This is a genomic window from Rhizobium sp. TRM95796, assembly GCF_025779995.1.
Classification (GTDB): domain Bacteria; phylum Pseudomonadota; class Alphaproteobacteria; order Rhizobiales; family Rhizobiaceae; genus Rhizobium_E.
The window spans coordinates 1-16273 of sequence record NZ_JAOXHE010000004.1; the positions used below are offsets into that span (position 1 = coordinate 1).

At 64.6% G+C, this 16273-nt stretch carries 17 protein-coding genes and 1 tRNA gene; 14 read left to right on the forward strand and 4 right to left on the reverse strand.

The genetic code is table 11. From position 1 onward, the window contains the following. A tRNA-Met gene (locus tag OCK01_RS08805) sits at nt 1-77 on the forward strand. Between the two features lie 281 nt (nt 78-358). Here OCK01_RS08805 and OCK01_RS08810 read toward each other — a convergent pair. Further along, complete coding sequence (locus OCK01_RS08810) at nt 359-1294, reverse strand: pirin family protein (RefSeq protein WP_263823609.1); 936 nt, start codon at nt 1292-1294, stop codon at nt 359-361. Nucleotides 1295-1653: 359 nt separating this feature from the next. Here OCK01_RS08810 and OCK01_RS08815 point away from each other — a divergent pair, with 359 nt between their 5' ends. From OCK01_RS08815 to OCK01_RS08825, 3 genes are all read left to right on the forward strand, one after another. After that, nucleotides 1654-2307 carry a hydrolase gene (locus OCK01_RS08815; RefSeq protein WP_263823610.1) on the forward strand — a complete coding sequence of 218 codons (654 nt, stop codon included), beginning with the start codon at nt 1654-1656 and terminating at the stop codon, nt 2305-2307. A 100-nt stretch (nt 2308-2407) separates the two neighbouring features. Then, nucleotides 2408-2770 carry a nuclear transport factor 2 family protein gene (locus OCK01_RS08820; RefSeq protein WP_263823611.1) on the forward strand — a complete coding sequence of 121 codons (363 nt, stop codon included), beginning with the start codon at nt 2408-2410 and terminating at the stop codon, nt 2768-2770. A 93-nt stretch (nt 2771-2863) separates the two neighbouring features. After that, entirely contained in the window at nt 2864-3574 is a 711-nt protein-coding gene (locus tag OCK01_RS08825; RefSeq protein WP_412178990.1) for a MoaF-related domain-containing protein, read from the forward strand. Nucleotides 3575-3785: 211 nt separating this feature from the next. Here OCK01_RS08825 and OCK01_RS08830 read toward each other — a convergent pair whose 3' ends face one another. Further along, nucleotides 3786-4397 (reverse strand): TetR-like C-terminal domain-containing protein, encoded by a 612-nt coding sequence (locus OCK01_RS08830; RefSeq protein WP_263823613.1) that lies wholly within the window; start codon nt 4395-4397, stop codon nt 3786-3788. 242 nt (nt 4398-4639) lie between these two features. On the opposite strand from OCK01_RS08830, the gene OCK01_RS08835 reads away from it, so the two are divergent. After that, nucleotides 4640-5071 (forward strand): hypothetical protein, encoded by a 432-nt coding sequence (locus tag OCK01_RS08835; RefSeq protein WP_263823614.1) that lies wholly within the window; start codon nt 4640-4642, stop codon nt 5069-5071. Next, nucleotides 5068-5979 carry an AraC family transcriptional regulator gene (locus tag OCK01_RS08840; protein WP_263823615.1) on the forward strand — a complete coding sequence of 304 codons (912 nt, stop codon included), beginning with the start codon at nt 5068-5070 and terminating at the stop codon, nt 5977-5979. The genes OCK01_RS08835 and OCK01_RS08840 overlap by 4 nt, the downstream gene beginning before the upstream one ends. Nucleotides 5980-6262: 283 nt before the next feature. Here OCK01_RS08840 and OCK01_RS08845 read toward each other — a convergent pair whose 3' ends face one another. Beyond that, on the reverse strand, nt 6263-6631 hold the full coding sequence (locus tag OCK01_RS08845) for an Atu4866 domain-containing protein (RefSeq protein WP_263823616.1): 369 nt from the start codon (nt 6629-6631) through the stop codon (nt 6263-6265). A gap of 47 nt (nt 6632-6678) precedes the next feature. Next, nucleotides 6679-7401 carry an SDR family oxidoreductase gene (locus OCK01_RS08850; protein ID WP_263823617.1) on the reverse strand — a complete coding sequence of 241 codons (723 nt, stop codon included), beginning with the start codon at nt 7399-7401 and terminating at the stop codon, nt 6679-6681. A gap of 107 nt (nt 7402-7508) precedes the next feature. Between OCK01_RS08850 and OCK01_RS08855 the strand changes: the two genes are divergently transcribed. The 8 genes from OCK01_RS08855 to OCK01_RS08890 all read left to right on the forward strand — a co-directional run bounded on the left by OCK01_RS08855 (nt 7509) and on the right by OCK01_RS08890 (nt 16252). Then, on the forward strand, nt 7509-8399 hold the full coding sequence (locus OCK01_RS08855) for a LysR family transcriptional regulator (protein WP_263823618.1): 891 nt from the start codon (nt 7509-7511) through the stop codon (nt 8397-8399). A 249-nt stretch (nt 8400-8648) separates the two neighbouring features. After that, complete coding sequence (locus OCK01_RS08860; RefSeq protein ID WP_182828200.1) at nt 8649-9896, forward strand: ABC transporter substrate-binding protein; 1248 nt, start codon at nt 8649-8651, stop codon at nt 9894-9896. Nucleotides 9897-10069: 173 nt separating this feature from the next. Continuing rightward, nucleotides 10070-11098, forward strand: coding sequence for a carbohydrate ABC transporter permease (locus OCK01_RS08865; RefSeq protein WP_182828201.1), 1029 nt, complete (start codon nt 10070-10072; stop codon nt 11096-11098). A 13-nt stretch (nt 11099-11111) separates the two neighbouring features. Further along, a complete protein-coding gene (locus OCK01_RS08870) occupies nt 11112-11990 on the forward strand; it encodes a carbohydrate ABC transporter permease (protein ID WP_182828202.1) in 879 nt (292 codons plus the stop codon). Nucleotides 11991-11995: 5 nt separating this feature from the next. Next, a complete protein-coding gene (locus tag OCK01_RS08875; RefSeq protein ID WP_182828203.1) occupies nt 11996-13060 on the forward strand; it encodes an ABC transporter ATP-binding protein in 1065 nt (354 codons plus the stop codon). A gap of 53 nt (nt 13061-13113) precedes the next feature. Further along, nucleotides 13114-14424, forward strand: a complete 1311-nt coding sequence (gene hisD / locus OCK01_RS08880) for a histidinol dehydrogenase (protein WP_263823619.1) — start codon at nt 13114-13116, stop codon at nt 14422-14424. Between the two features lie 41 nt (nt 14425-14465). Next, the gene (locus OCK01_RS08885) at nt 14466-15230 is read left to right on the forward strand and encodes an SDR family NAD(P)-dependent oxidoreductase (protein ID WP_263823620.1); all 765 of its coding nucleotides are present in this window, start codon (nt 14466-14468) and stop codon (nt 15228-15230) included. After that, nucleotides 15230-16252 carry a LacI family DNA-binding transcriptional regulator gene (locus tag OCK01_RS08890; RefSeq protein ID WP_263823621.1) on the forward strand — a complete coding sequence of 341 codons (1023 nt, stop codon included), beginning with the start codon at nt 15230-15232 and terminating at the stop codon, nt 16250-16252. The genes OCK01_RS08885 and OCK01_RS08890 overlap by 1 nt, the downstream gene beginning before the upstream one ends. Nucleotides 16253-16273 lie beyond the last annotated feature (21 nt).

Consider the following 16273-nt stretch of genomic DNA (forward strand, 5'->3'; position numbering starts at 1 on the left):
CGCGGGGTGGAGCAGCCCGGTAGCTCGTCAGGCTCATAACCTGAAGGCCGCAGGTTCAAATCCTGCCCCCGCAACCAAAACCAAAGCACGATCAATCAAGCCCCAAGGCAATCGCCGAGGGGCTTTGTGCGCTTCTATCGCCCTTGATGAACCGAGCGGGCGCCCTGTCGACGACGCGGCTCGCCCAACATGGTCCGCAAAAGCCCGACATCTCAGCTCGCGCCTTGATCGCCACGCCATCGACGGAGACGCCGCCGGTGGACAAAAGCGGCTTGACGCCGGGCTGGACAGCCGCTGGGCCCGCCGATCCGACCCGGTAAGCAGATCGTTTCTTCCCGACCGCCAGCGTTGCGGTCGTTCAATCTAGGAGGGGGATATAGTCGCTGCGATCATCGGCAGGCAGGTCGAAGCGGCCCTTGCCCCAGTTTGCGGCGCGCCATTCCGCCTTGGCGACCTCGATGCGTTCCTGCGACGAGGCGACGAAATTCCACCAGATGTAGCGCGGCCCGTTGAACGTCGCGCCGCCGAGGATCATCAGGCGCGCGCCGCGCTCCCCGGCGGCCACCGTGATGCGGTCGCCCGGTCGAAACACCATCATCTGCGACGCCTCGAAGTCCTGCCCGGCCACCGCGATCGAGCCCTCGACGATGTAGACGCCGCGGTCCTCGTGATTGTCGGGCATCGGCAGCCGGCTTCCCGGCCGCAGCGTCACGTCGGCGTAGAAGGTCTCCGAAAACATCGCCGCGGGCGCCGCTTCGCCATAGAGCTCGCCGAGAATGATGCGGACAGAAGCGCCCCGGTCCTCGATCACCGGCAGCGTCTCCTTGCCGTGATGCTCGAAACTGGGCGCCACGTCCTCATGGCTTTCGGGCAAGGCCAGCCAGGTCTGAATGCCGAACAGGCTGTTGGGGCCGGTGCGCGCCGTGGCCGACGTGCGCTCCGAATGCGTCACGCCCCGGCCTGCCACCATCCAGTTCAGTGCGCCGGGCCGGATGATCTGATCGGCGCCGGTGCTGTCGCGGTGGTGGAAGTCGCCCCGGAAGAGATAGGTCACCGTGCCGAGTCCGATATGCGGATGCGGCCGGACGTCGACGCCCTGGCCGGTCAGCAGCTCGGCCGGCCCGGCCTGATCGAAGAAGATGAAGGGCCCGACCATCTGCCGCTTGGGCGCGGGCAAGGCGCGCCGAACCTGGAAATCGCCGAGGTCTCGCGATCGCGGAACGATCAGGGTTTCGATCGCGTCGATCCCGACCCCATCGGGACAACCCGGTTCGATTGATGGATTCCAACTCATATGCATCATCCTTCGTGTTTTGACCGTCTCTGGGGGCCGAGCGAGCATGTTCGCCCGAGAGGCGCGCCCGGTCGGCCTTCGCCATTTCGAGCGGGCTGCGGCGGCGGGGACGTCTGGCTGTCGCCGGGGTCAGGCCGCCTTTCCCAATCACCATTGGCGCGCCGACGCACGTGATTTCGGGTGAAATGGGATCTCACCCTCCCCAAAGAGCCTCTCGAACTCAAGGCTCAAAGCGGCGGAGACGACAATCGGGAGCAAGAACGGCGCCGGCGCCGCAATCCCGGCGCCGCAGGCGACGTGCGCATTGGCTAGTTTACGGCAGCCAACTCGCATTTCTCTCGACATTCAGGAGTAGTCAGATGAATTTTCGCAACGGCCTGGGCTCCCTTCTTCGCCCTGAGGATTCGGTGCTCGTCATGATCGACCACCAGCCCTATCAGCTCGCCAATCTGAACAGCCACGATCCGCATATGGTGGTCAACAATTCGGCCGGTCTGGTAAAGGCTGCGAAGGTCTTCGACGTGCCCACCATCCTGACCAGCGTGGTCGTGGATCGCGGCGGCCGCATCTTTCCGCAGGTCACCGAGGTGTTTCCCGACCAGCAGGTCATCGACCGCACGTTCATCAACACATGGGAAGACCCGAAGGTGGTGGACGTGGTCAAGGCGACGGGCCGCAAGCAACTGGTCCTGGCCGGCCTTTGGACCGAAGTATGCGTCGCGATGCCGGCGATCCAGGCTGCAGGCGAAGGCTGGGACGTGACGGTGGTCACCGATGCCTGCGGAGGCGTATCGACGGAAGCGCACGACGTCGCCATCAAGCGGATGATCGCGGCCGGCGTGAACATGATCACCTGGATGGCGCTGGCGGCGGAATGGCAGCGCGACTGGGCGCGGGCGGAGACCGCCGGCGCGATCAACGAGGTCATGATCCAGCATGCCGCCGGCAGCGGCATCGCCTTCCTGTGGGAGCAGCAATTGCTCAACACGCCGGCGCCGAGCTCTGCGGGCTGATCGGAGTCGTCACGGCGCGGCGAACTTCGGGGCATTCTCGCCGTGGGGATCGCCGCGCCATCCATCGCGCGGCTCGGAGCGGCCGCAAGGGAGGCGCGGTTTGCATATCGACGAACTCATGCAGGACAATCTCGATCTGGTGTTCGGCGAGCGTGACGCCAGCCGGCGCCTCGCGGCGATCCGGCGGATCTATGACGCGGACGCCGAGCTCCATGAGCCTCACCGCTCGGCGCGGGGACATCAAGCCATTTGCGACGCTGTGGGCGATCTTCTGGCGCATCTGCCAGCCGACTTCGGGTTCACGGCGATAAGGCCGGCATCCGGCCACAACGGCTTGGGACGGCTGCAATGGCGGGCCGGTCCGCCCGGCGGTCCGGCTGCCGCGACAGGCGTCGACGTCGCGCATGTCGAAGGCGGCCTCATCAGAGCGCTGCATGTTTTCCTGGACCAGGACGACATCTGAACCTGCGACTTGCGGCGGCCGCGCCGCCGGCCGGACCCGGTCGCCAAGAAGGACCTGAAAATGACGGATCATGGTTTTCCCACTGGATTGGAGATGGACGTCTCATATCCTAATTTTCGAGTGAGCCTGACGCTGCTGTCGATCTCGCAACTCCGGTTCGAGATCAAAGAGGGACCGTTCGCCCGAACCGAGACCGTCGACATCGAGGTCGCGCCGATCGGCAACGGTGTCTTCGCGGTCAGTTGGCGGGAAGAGAGCGGCGCCACGGTCGCCAATATACAGGACTACGATCGCAGCCTGGTCTTTTCGTTCGCGACGCTGCCGGACGGTCGGTTTCTGCGCATGACCGGCGCAATGACGATCACCCGCCCCGCCGCACGTCCCGCCGACAACCTCCCGCAGCGCAACAAGGCGCTGGTTCTCGACGCGATGACCTCGCTGTTCCAGCGCCGCGACGCCGCGGCCGTGGAGCGGCTCTACGCCGTGGATTACATCCAGCATAATCCCGCCATTGCGCAGGGCCGGGACGCTTTGCGGGCGATTGTGGCTCAACTGCCCGAACATGTCCATTACGAGCCCGGCCTGATCCTCGCGGAAGACGACCTCGTGGCGATCCACGGCCGCATCCGCGGTTGGGCCGAGGAACCGCTGATCGCAATCGACGTCTTCCGGGTCGAGGACGGCAAACTGGCCGAACATTGGGACGTGCTCCAAACCGAAACGGCGGCCGCGGCGGCCGAAGGACGTGTTCCTATGTTCGATCCCGGAGAGGCGATGCGGGCCGCGCGGCGCGGGCGGACCTGACGCCTTGCATCGATGAGACACGGAGATCACGCGGGAGACAGCGGATCGGAAAGAGGACGCTGCGCTTCAACGCGCTCTTCGCATCGACAAAATCCGGTCCGGACCGAACCGGGGCCGTCCTTCCCGGGCGCTGAGCCGAAGCCGGGCGGGCCGGCGTTCGCTCGCAGAAAATAGGCGCCGTTCGGTCACGTCGCCCGGGGTCGCTGGCCAATCAACAGGTCTTGATGGCGGCGACCAAGGCGAACTCCAGACGTTCGAGTTCCTTCATGGTGAAGTTTTTCCCGAGGACGATCAGGCGTGAGTAAAGCGGAGCGAAGAGGAGATCGAGCGCCAGCTCTTTGTCGAGGTCGGCGGGCAATTCTCTCCGCGCGATCGCGCGATCCAGCAGTCTGTGCCCGAACTGTCGCCGCGCCTGAGCGATGCCGTCGAGCATCGCCGACAGTTCATTCGAGCGCAGCCGTTCGGCGACCAGATCGGGAATGATGCGGCGAACCAGAGGATGTCGCAGGACCGTGCGCGTCGCACGAAGATACTCCCTGATATCGGCCTGCAGCGAACCGCGGTCGGCGGCGCCCAACCGCATGACCTCGACGCTCCGGATCGCCTCGCAAGCGAATTCCAGCTTCGAACGCCAACGCCGGTAGATCGCAGCCTTTCCTGCGCCGGCTCTCCCCGCCACCCGCTCCAGGCTGACGGCGGCAAAGCCCGTCATCGCCCATTCCTCGAACAAGGCGCGAAACAGAGCTGTCGTCAGCTCCGGCCGGATGAGCGCCGCCCCGCTCGGCTTCCGCCTCAGCGTAAGGTCGATACTCTTGCGTTCCATCCAAAAATCCTCCACTCTGGACGGAACGGTAGCGTCTTGCGCCGCCTGGGAGAAGAGATCGAGGCAAACCAATCGCGATTTTTGGTCGTTTGTGGAGCGCAGCGACGGCGCGCTCGGAAAAGCCGTCTGAAGCCTCGGAACCCGAACACGTCTCGTTTGGCAGAGTGCGCCGGCCGTCAGCGCGGCGCGACAGGGACCGCAGGATCGGTCCGAAGATCTGCGCGAAGGATAGGAGACCCGACATGCCCGGAACCGCTTATCGTTCCTTTGTTCGAGGGCGCAACCATGGTCACCTGCGGCGCTATGTGCAAAGCGTGAAATCTTCAGGCTGCCAGATCCACCGGTCGGAAGCGTCTCAGCCGGCCGCAGACCTGTGCGATCCTGCGGTCGCCGATCTCGCGCCGCATGAAGACCTGCATGGCGGCCGCCGCGTGAGCAGAGACACGGGCGGCGGATGGACTGATATGAGACGCGAAACGGGCAACGTCTTCACCGCTCCGGCTATGGTCGCGCGGATCGCGCCGGAGGCGTGGCGTTCGTCGAACCTGGTTCTCCATCCGGTCTTTCGGAAGCGTCAAGCCTTGAGCCCGGTCGACTGTGGTCGGGCGCTGGGCGATCCGACCCGGCCTTCGAACTTTCATCGGGCGCGTTCGGCTCAGGAGGGACGACCATGACCGTTCATGCCCCGTCTTCATTCGCCGAGTGGCACAGCATCGGCGAGCACGCGTCCTATATGCGGACGATGAAATCGCCCGGCGCGATACTCGACCTTCTCGAAATCCAGCGGCCCGCCGGTGACATGTCGCGCCCCGCGCTGCCGGATATCGTCCTGGTGGAGGACATGCGCGGCTGCAGACGCGTCAGGGGAGATCTGGGCGGAGGCTATTTCGACATTGCGACCGAAAAAGGCGCCCTCGCTGTCGCCGCGCCGAATTTCTCGACCAGCGTGGTCAATGAGGAGAGCCATCGGCTCCGGAGCCTGGCCTTTCCTTTGGCGCAGTGGCAGGTCGTCCTCGACGACGCCACGGACGGGCGGTTCTCGATCGACAATTCGTTCATCTACGGCAGGGTGTTCGATTCCCCCACCATCCGGTCGGCGCTTAGGACGCTGTGGGCTCTCTGCGACGACGAAGGGCCGCCCTCGCGGCTGATGGCGCGGGCGGCGGGGCTGGAAATTCTCGCCGAGCTCTGCCGGTTGGGCGGGGCGCCGTTGGCGAGCGCCAAGGGTGGTCTCGCTCCATGGGCGCAGCGCCGGTGCGTGGAACTGATGCGCGCCCAGCTTTCGCACGATATCAGCCTCGATGAACTGGCCAAGGAGGCGCGGCTCTCACCGTTTCATTTCGCGCGCATGTTCAAGCAGAGTTTCGGCGCGCCGCCGAGACTGTATCTGACGCGACTGAGACTGGAAAAAGCCTGCGAACTGCTGGAGCACACGGACCTTCCGGTCACCGAGATCGCCCACGAGGTCGGATATTCGTCGAACCAGGCGCTCGCCCGGGTGTTCATGAAACACCACTGCCTGAGCCCGACCGACTATCGCAGGGCGGTGCGCGAGCCGTGCCGCTCCGCTCGGTCCCGATGACGGTTGCGATCCTCGATCCCGATCAGACCCGCCCGTGTCGCCGACAGAACGGCCCGGGGCGAGGTCGCCGCCGGCCGAACGCGGCTCACGGCGCCGCCGTGATCGATGCCGATGGCCGGCTGGCCCGACGCGCTGCCGCAGGCTCGGGGCAGGCTCGACGAATTTGCAACATCATCGACACGAGGCCAGTTCTTGGAAGCGCCGGCCGATCGGCGAGATCGCTCGGCTGTCCGTTGCAATGTCCGTTCGGCAACGTTCAGCCAAGCATCTGCGTCTGCTCCGATCAGGGCTTCCGGCGGTGGAAGATCATTCCGCCGTGATGAAGCGTGTCCTGATCGACGAAGACGCCGTCCGCGGTGAAGCCTGTGTCGTCCCAATAGTCGATGTGATTGCCGGTGACGACGTAGCGACCCTGATAGGCGCTCTGGCGTTTGCCGCGGGCTTCGTCATAGCGGCCCGTCGGCAGGAGTTCCTGGCGGATCTGGCCGTCGCCGGTGATCCACATGCCGAGATAGGGATGGTTTTGCGGCAGGGCCTGGGTATTCGACTGTTTTGGCATGGTGTTCTCCGCCATGGCGATGGGGGTCGCCGCGCCGTATGGAACGGCGGCGACTATGATGAGGGTTGCAGTGGTGGTGATGATGTCGGGCATGGGGTTTGGTCCTCGGGCTGAGGCGCTGCGGGGATGCCGCAGACCGGTCAAGACGTCGTGCGCGTCGGGCGGACGACGATTTCGTTGACGTCGACATCATCCGGCTGCTCGACGGCGTAGCGCACAGCGCGACCGATGGCGTCCGGGGTCAGCGCCACGGCGCGATAGGATTTCATGGCTTCGGCCGCGACCGGATCGGTAATGGTGTCGGCGAGCTCGCTCTCGACCACGCCCGGATGGATGCAGGTGACGCGCAGCCGGTCGTTTTCCTGGCGCAGGCCGTCGGATATCGCCCGCACCGCAAATTTGGTCGCGCAATAGACGGCGGCGGTCGGCGACACCGCCAGAGCGCCGATGGAGGCTATGTTGACGATATGGCCGGAGCCGCGCTCGGTCATGTGCGGCAGCACGGCGGCGATGCCGTAGAGCACGCCCTTGATGTTGACGTCCACCATCCTGTCCCATTCGTCGACCTTCAGCGACGCCATCAGCGACAGCGGCATGACGCCGGCATTGTTGACCAGCACGTCGATCCGGCCAAATTCCCGGCGGGCCGTCTCGGCGAAGGCGGCGACATCGGCGCGGTCCGTGACGTCGACCCTGCAAGTCAATGCCCGGCCTCCGGCCGAACGGATATCCTCGGCGACGCTTTCGAGACGATCGGTGCGACGCGCTCCGAGCGCCACCATCGCGCCGGCGCGCGCCAGTTCATGAGCGATGCCCACACCGATGCCGCTGGATGCGCCGGTGATCAGAACAACCTTGTCCATGATTTTCTCCTTCTTTCTTCGCTTTCGCGGTTGCATGGAAGATAGCCTCCGGACATTGTCGCGATAAGCCGCCAAGAACTGCACTCAAAGGTTAGAAGGGCTAACCAATGCCGCCGGATTTCAACGCGCTCGCCGTCTTTGCTCTCGTTGCGGAAGAGAAGAGCTTTCGCGCCGCCGCCGATCGCATGGGCGTCACGCGGTCGGCCGTAAGCCAGACGATCCGCAAGCTGGAGGAGACGCTCGGCATCGCCCTCGTCAATCGCACGACCCGAAGCGTCGGGCTGACGGAGGCGGGCGAACTGCTCTATGGCGAGGCGGCGCCGGCATTGCTCGGCATGCGGGCGGCTCTGGAGGCGGCGACCAATCTGCGCGGCCCGCCGCGGGGTCGGCTGACGCTCGCCGTGTCGTCGATCGCCGAGAGCTTTCTGTCGGGCGAGCTGCTCTCCTCCTTTCTCGATCGATATCCGGAGGTGACATTGCATGTCACCGTCACCGACGAGGAATTCGATATCGTCGCCGAAGGATATGACGCCGGCGTGCGGCTGGGGGAGGTGATCGCCCAGGACATGATCGCCGTGCCGGTCTCGGGCGAACAGCGTCAGCTGGCGGTTGCGTCGCCCGCCTATCTGGCGCGGCACGGAGAGCCGCTTCATCCGAGCGAGCTCGCACGGCGCCGTTGCATCGGGTGGCGACGCGCGGCGGCGGTCGCGCCCTATCGATGGGAATTCGCGGAAAGCGGCCGGGAGTTTTCCGTGGCGGTGGCGGATACGATCACGACCACCGACATGGGCCTGATGATCAAACTCGCGGTGGCCGGCGCCGGGATCAGTTTCGGCATGGAGGACAGTTTCCGGCCCGCGATCGCCCGCGGCGAGCTCATGCCCGTGCTGGAAGATTTCTGTCCGCGCTTTCCGGGCTTCTATCTCTATTATCCCAGCCGCCGCAACATGGCGCCGAAACTGCGAGCGCTCGTGGCGCATCTGCGCGACTTTCGCTGACCTGGCGACAGGCGGCGGCTCGGCCGTACCACGTACGGACCCACGAACGCGCGATGCATAAGCCGGCTCCATACGGTCTTTGCGGGGGTGTCTCAACGCTGGCCGGGACAAAGCTCCCGACGGACCGCGAAAACTTCGAACGGGATATTGCATACGTATGCATATTGACATAAGATAATCGCCAATCGCCCCGAAGAGGCGATCATCCGTTGCGGCTGGGAGCCTGCACGAAGAAAGAGAGAAGGGAACATGAAGACAATCGGATTGCTTGCCACGACCGCGCTTCTGCTTGCTGCAGGCGTGATGACTTCAACGCCCGCCCGTGCCGACTGTGGCATCGAGAAGGGCTCCATTCGCATCCTGTCGAACGATTTCGAGGTGCTGCGCCTGGTGGCCAGCGAGGCCTCCAAATGCGCGAGCTCGTCGGTGACCGTCACCAAGAACCAGACCTCGGAGCACAAGAATCTCCAGGTTCCGGCGCTGAAGGTCAACCCGGCCCAGTACACGGTCGCCGTGGTCGCCAACAATTCGATCGTGCCGCTGCTCAACGAAGGCCTGATCCGTCCGCTCGACGATCTGGTCGCGAAATACGGCAAGGATCTCGCCCCGAACCAGTTGATCAAGATCGACGGCAAGACGATGGCGATCGCCTTCGTCGGCAATGGCCAGCACATGTTCTTCCGCAAGGACATTCTCGAAAAGGCCGGCGTCGCCGCTCCGAAGACCTATGAGGACGTTCTGGCCGCCGCCAAGGCGATCAAGGACAAGGGGCTGATGGAGTATCCGCTGGCCGCCTCCGACAAGGCCGGCTGGGATCTCGCGGCCGAATTCGTCAACATGTATCTCGGCTACGGCGGCGAATTCTTCAAGCCGGGCACGGCGGAGGTCGCCATCAACAATGAAAAGGGCCTCGCGACCCTGAAGATGATGAAGGACCTGACCGCGTATATGGGTCCCGATTACATGACCTATTCCGCTGACGATCTCGCCAAGAATTATGTGGCCGGCAAGACCGCGATCATGAATGAATGGGGCTCGCTCGCCGGCAGCATCATCGATCCGGCCCGCGCGCCCGCTGAAGTCGCCAACAACACTGTTCTGGCGTCCGCGCCGACGGTCGGCGGCGGCTCGACGCCCGCCGCGGCTCTGTGGTGGGACGGCTTCTCGATCGCCAAGAACATTTCCGACGAGGATGCGGAAGCGTCCTTCCAGGCTATGGTGAAGGCGATCAGTCCCGAAGTGGCCGACAAGAACCCGAACGTCGCCACCTGGCTGACCCGCGACTTCAAGCCGAGCGCCGCCGCCGTCGGGGTGCTCGAGACCGCCAACAACGGTGCGGCGCCGTATCCGATGCTGCCCTTCATCGGCCTGCTGCATACGGCCCTGGGCGCGGAGCTCGCCGATTTCATGACGGGTCGCGAAAGCGCCGAAGACGCCCTGCGCGACACGGAGGCGGCCTATACCGCGGCTGCGCGCGAAGGCGGCTACCTGAAATAAGCCGCCGCACCCGTCGCATGGCGATGGCGGCTTTCGCCGTCGCCATGCGGTGTGCCTCGGCTGAGGCATGAACGCGACAAACGGCGGCGGTTCGCCCATCGATCCGCCGCCATCGGGAAAAACGCAGCCGCCGCTCGGCGCGGCGACGCGGCATCACGCTGCCAGGAGGGCTCATGCCTCACAGGGCATTCTTCGCTTTCGTCTTTCCGTCCCTGGCGGCGATGATCATCTTCATCGCGCTGCCGATCGTGTCGGTCGCCATTCAGTCTTTTTACGTCCAGCACGACAAGGTCATTGTGCAGACGGAGGCATGTTCGCCCTTCGGCGGCTGCAAGATGCAGACGCGGGTGGACGCCGAAGCGACGGCGCAATTGCGTCGCGACGAGCCGCTGGGCAAGTTTAACGGCTTCGGCACCTATCTCGATCGCAATCATCTGGCGGTCGACGAGGTGAAAGCGATCCTGAGCAGCGCCGGCAGCCTTTCCGACATCGTCTGGCAGTTCTACAATCTGCCGTTCTACAAGGCGCTTTCGTTTACGCTGGCCTATACGTTCATCGTCACCCCGCTCGCCATGGCGCTCGGTTTCGGCATCGCGCTCGGCGTCAACACGCTGTCGCCTCTCTTGAAGGGGCCGGTGATCTTCTTCTCGCTGCTGCCGATGATCGTGACGCCGCTGGTGGGGGCGCTGGTGGTGTACTGGATGGTGTCGTCGCAAGGCATCGTCGGCGCATCGCTGCAGGCGCTGTTCAACGATCCCACGCTGTCGCTGAAATCCTCGCTCGGGCTGACCTGGCTGACATTGCTCGCCTATGGCGTCTGGCACAATGCGCCCTTCTCCTTCGTGGTCTTCTACGCCGGTCTGCAGACCGTTCCGGCCGACACGCTGGAATCGGCGATGATCGACGGCGCGAGCCGCTGGGACCGCATCCGCTTCGTCATCGTGCCGCATCTCATGCCGCTCGCGACCTTCGTGGCGCTGGTGCAGCTGATGGACAATTTCCGCGTCTTCGAGCCGATCGTCGGCTTCAGCGCCAACGCCAGCGCGACGTCGCTGTCCTGGGCGATCTACAACGACCTGAACAGCCAGGTGGACCAGCTCTACGGATCGGCCGCGGCCACATCCATGCTGACGATCCTCGGCGTCATCATTCTTCTGTCGCCGGTGCTGATCCGCACATGGCGCGAATTCAACCGTCGCTGAGGGGAGGGCGCGCATGTCCACCGCCAATCGCCAACCGCTGCCCCTCAAGACGCTGTCCGTCGTCTTCATCCTCATCTGGGTGATTCTCGCCGCGTTTCCATTCGTCTGGACGGTGTGGGGATCGTTCAAGGTCGAGCAGGACTTCTTCTCGCGCGAGACCTGGTGGAACGCGGTGACCGGCGTGCGCACGATCGCCCAGACCGGATCCGCCTTCACCGGCGCCGGCTATTACGGCGCCTGGATCACCCGCGATTTTCTCAGTTCGGTCATCAACACCGGCATCGTCACCCTCTGCGTGGTGACGATATCGCTGACCTTCGGCACGCTGGGCGGCTATGCGCTCGCCCGTTCCGGCCGTCGCTACACGTTCTGGATCCTGATGGCCGCGCTGGTGTTCCGCGCCATGCCGCATATCACTCTGGTGTCCGGCTATCTCCTGCCGTTCTTCCAGCTCAACATCTGGGGCTATCTGCCGACCTCCATCATCGTGCTCGTGGCGATCAACCAGCCGTTCACGCTGTGGATGCTGCACTCCTTCTTCCTGTCGATCCCCAAGGATCTGGACGAGAGCGCGCTGGTGGACGGATGTTCGCGTTTCCAGGCCTTCCGCCTCGTGGTCATTCCGGTCATGTGGCCGGGCGTCATCACGACGGGCCTGTTCTCCTTCCTGCTCGCCTATAACGACTTCGCCGTCACCGCCATGCTGTTGTCTCAGAACAACCAGACCATGGTGCCGAAGATCGGCAGCTTCCTCGGCACAGTGCAGCAGGAGGGAAATGTCATGTTCGCCGTGGCGGCCGTCGTGTCTGCGACAGCCCCTCTTTTCCTGCTGGTCATGTTCTTCCAGCGTCAGATCGTCAGCGGTCTCACCGCCGGCGCAGTCAAGGGATAACTCATATGGCCGAAATTCGACTGAAGAACGTCTACAAGCGCTGGCACAATTTCACCGGCGTCGACAATTTCAACCTGACGATTCCGGACAACGAGTTTCTGGTGCTGTTGGGCCCTTCGGGCTGCGGCAAGACCACCACCATGCGCATGATCGCCGGGCTGGAGGATATCACCGACGGCGAGATCTGGCTCGGCGACCGGCTCGTGAACAAGCTGGAGCCGAAAGACCGCGACATCTCGATGGTGTTCCAGAGCTATGGCCTCTATCCGAATATGAGCGTCTACGAGAATATCCGCTTTCCGCTGCGGGTCCGCAAGGTCGACAAGGCTCTGCACCACGACATGGTGATGCGCGCCGCGCGCATGGTCGAACTCACCGAATTTCTCGATCGGCGCCCCGCGGCGCTGTCCGGCGGGCAACGCCAGCGCGTCGCTCTCGGCCGGGCGATTGTGCGCGAGCCGAACGTGTTTCTCATGGATGAACCGCTGTCCAATCTGGACGCCAAGCTGCGCGTGTCCACGCGCGCCCAGATCAAGCATCTGCAGCATGAACTGAAGGTCACCACCATCTATGTGACCCATGACCAGATCGAGGCGATGACCCTGGCGGACCGGGTCGTGGTGATGAACAAGGGCAAGATCCAGCAGGTCGGAACGCCGACGGAGATCTACGACAATCCGGCCAACGCCTTCGTGGCGTCGTTCATCGGATCGCCGGCGATGAACCTGGTGGACGGAACGATAGACGGCGGCGTGTTCCGCGCCGAGGGCATCACGGTGTCCGGTCTGCAGACGGATGTGAAGGGCCCGATCACCCTGGGCTTCCGCGCCGAGGATGCGAGCATGACCAGCGAAGCCGGCGAACTCGGGGCCGACGTCTATTCGATGGAGCTTCTGGGCGAGGCGACGATGGCGAGTTTCCGCATCGGCTCGCAGCTGATTTCCATCAAGTCGGACAAGGCCTATCGGGCTGCGATCGGCGAGCGCGTGCACGCCGCCATTCCCGCGAGCATCTGCCATCTCTTCGACGCGGCGACCGGCGCGCGTCTCTCCCGCGCGACCGGGACCTGAGCCAAAAGAACATCGAGGCCGGCCAGCCAGCGCCAGGGCCCAGAGGAGCACTCATGACCATCACCTATCTCAAACGTGGAAAGCCCGACGCCGAACGCGCCCAGGACGATGCGAAAGTTCGCGCCACGGTCGAAGCCACGCTGAAGGACATCGAAACCCGCGGCGACGCCGCCGTGCGCGAACTGTCGGAGAAATTCGACAAATTCTCCCCGGCTTCCTTCCGCCTCACCGCATCGGACATCGAGGCGGCGATGAGCAAAGTGTCCACCCGCGACATGGCGGATATCGACTTCGCCCAGACGCAGATCCGCCGCTTCGCAGAGGCGCAGCGAGCGTCCATGCAGGACATCGAAGTCGAAACGCTGCCCGGCGTCATCCTCGGACATCGCAACATCCCGGTGCAGTCGGTCGGGTGCTACGTGCCCGGCGGCAAGTTTCCCATGGTCGCCTCCGCGCATATGTCGGTGCTGACCGCTTCGGTGGCCGGCGTGCCCCGCATCGTGGCCGCCGCTCCGCCGCAAAAGGGCGAGCCGCATCCGGCGATCGTCGCCGCCATGCACAAGGCGGGCGCGCATGAGATCTATGTGCTGGGCGGCATGCAGGCCGTCGGGGCCATGGCGCTGGGCACCGAAACCATCAAGCCGGTGGACATGCTGGTCGGTCCCGGCAACGCTTTCGTGGCGGAAGCCAAGCGTCAGCTCTACGGCCGCGTCGGCATCGATCTCTTCGCCGGGCCGACCGAGACGATGGTGATCGCCGACGACACGGTCGACGCCGAACTCTGCGCCACAGACCTCCTGGGCCAGGCCGAGCACGGCTACAACTCTCCGGCCGTTCTCGTCACCAATTCGGCGAAGCTGGCGCGCGACACGCTGGCCGAAGTGGATCGCCTGCTCGCCATCCTGCCGACGGCGGAAACCGCGTCGGTCTCCTGGCGCGACTATGGCGAAGTCATCCTCTGCGACAGCTATGAGGAAATGCTGGAGGTAGCCAACGACATCGCTTCGGAACATGTGCAGGTGATGACCGATCGCGACGACTGGTTCCTGGAAAACATGCATTCCTATGGCGCGCTGTTTCTCGGACCGCGCACCAATGTGGCCAATGGCGACAAGGTCATCGGCACCAACCACACGCTGCCCACCAAGAAAGCCGGTCGCTATACCGGCGGCCTGTGGGTCGGCAAGTTCCTCAAGACCCATTCCTACCAGAAGGTGACCAGCGATGCGGCGGCGGCGGAGATCGGCGCCTATTGCTCGCGGCTCTGCATGCTGGAAGGCTTTGTCGGTCATGCGGAGCAGGCGAATATTCGCGTCCGGCGCTACGGCGGCGGCAATGTCGCCTATGGCGCGGCGGCCGAGTAACCATATCGGTCCGCCCGCGCGCCCAAAGGAGGTTTGAATTCATGCTGTTGCCCAGGACGCCCTCGTTCCGCCTCGACGGAAAACGCGCTTTGGTGGTCGGCGCCTCCTCCGGCATAGGGCTCGGCGCGGCCGTGGCGCTCGCCGAAGCCGGAGCGCATGTGACGCTGGCCGCCCGCGGCGTCGACAAGCTCGCGGAAGCCGTCGACGCAATGACGGCGGAGGGCATGGTCGCCGAGGCGGTCGGCCTCGACATCGCCGACATCGAGGCGACGCAGGCCTATCTCGGCTCGGTCCAGGCCTTCGACGTGATGGTCAACAGCGCCGGGCTGGCGCGACACGGTCCCGCGACCGAGACACGCCCCGAGGATTTCGACGCCGTTTTCGGCGTCAATGTGCGCGGGGCCTATTTTCTCACCCGGGCGGTCGCGGCGCGACTGATAGAGGCGGGCAAGCCCGGATCGCTGATCAACATCTCCTCGCAGATGTCGCAAGTGGGCGGGGTCGACCGCGCGGTCTATGCCGCCACCAAACACGCGGTGGAAGGCTTCACGAAGTCGATGGCGATCGAATGGGGACGGTTCGGCATTCGCGTCAACACCATTTGCCCGACCTTCGTGCGAACTCCGCTGACCGAGCAGACATTCTCCAATCCGGAGCGCGCGCAGTGGATAAGCGAGAAAATCAAGCTGGGTCGGATCGCCACGGTGGAAGACATTATGGCCGCCGTCACCTATCTTGCGACCGACGCGTCGTCGATGGTGACGGGCTCGGCCTTGATGGTCGATGGAGGCTGGACGGCAGACTGATGGTAAGCGAGAAGGTGACATCCAACGACGTCGCGCGGCTGGCAGGGGTCAGCCAGTCGGCGGTTTCACGGTTCTTCACGCCGGGGACGTCGGTGTCGAAGCGTACCGCGGAGAAGATCAAGGCGGCCGCCGACGAACTCGGTTATCGCCCGAATGTTCTGGCGCGGTCGCTGATCACGGGCAAGAGCCGCATCATCGGCCTCGTCGTCGCCTATCTCGAAAACTATTTCTATCCCGACGTTGTCGAGCGTCTCTCGCGCCTGCTGCAGGACAAGGGATACCATGTCCTGGTGTTCATCTCGTCGCTCGCGGCCGACAAGGTGGAGGAGATCACCCAGGAAATCCTCGATTACCAGGTCGACGGCATCGTTCTGGCGTCGGCGAACATGTCGTCCGAGCTGGCGGCGCGCTGCCATGCGTCGGGCGTGCCCATCGTGTTGTTCAACCGGCTGCAGGACGATGAAAAACTGTCCGCCGTGACGTCGGACAATCGCGGCGGCGGCCGGATGCTCGCCCTCCATCTGGTCGAGACCGGCCGGCGCCGGATTGCCTATATCGCCGGTTTCGAGGGGGCGTCGACCCAGCGCGACCGCGAACGCGGCTTTCGCGAAGGGCTCGACGAAGCGGGGCAGGCGCTGTTCGCCCGCGACGTCGGCAATTTCCGTTACGAAGAGGCGCAGGCCGCCGCCCGCCGCCTGTTTGCCGCGCCCGAAGCCGAGCGGCCGGACGCCGTCTTCGTCTGCAACGACCACATGGCCTTCGCGGTCATGGACGTGCTGCGCTTCGAACTCAATCTGACCATACCCGGCGACGTCGCCGTCGTCGGGTTCGACGACGTGCCGCCGGCGCGCTGGCCGTCCTACAATCTCACCACCATCCGACAGAGCGTGGACGATATGGTGGCCGAAACCGTCGCCACGTTGCTGTCGGCCATCGAGGGCGACGTGAGCCCGGCGCGGCGCGTCTGCCTTCCCGGCGCGCTGGTCGTCCGCGGCTCGTCGCAACCCGCCAAGCCCATCTGATTTCTCGCTATCGCATCCGGC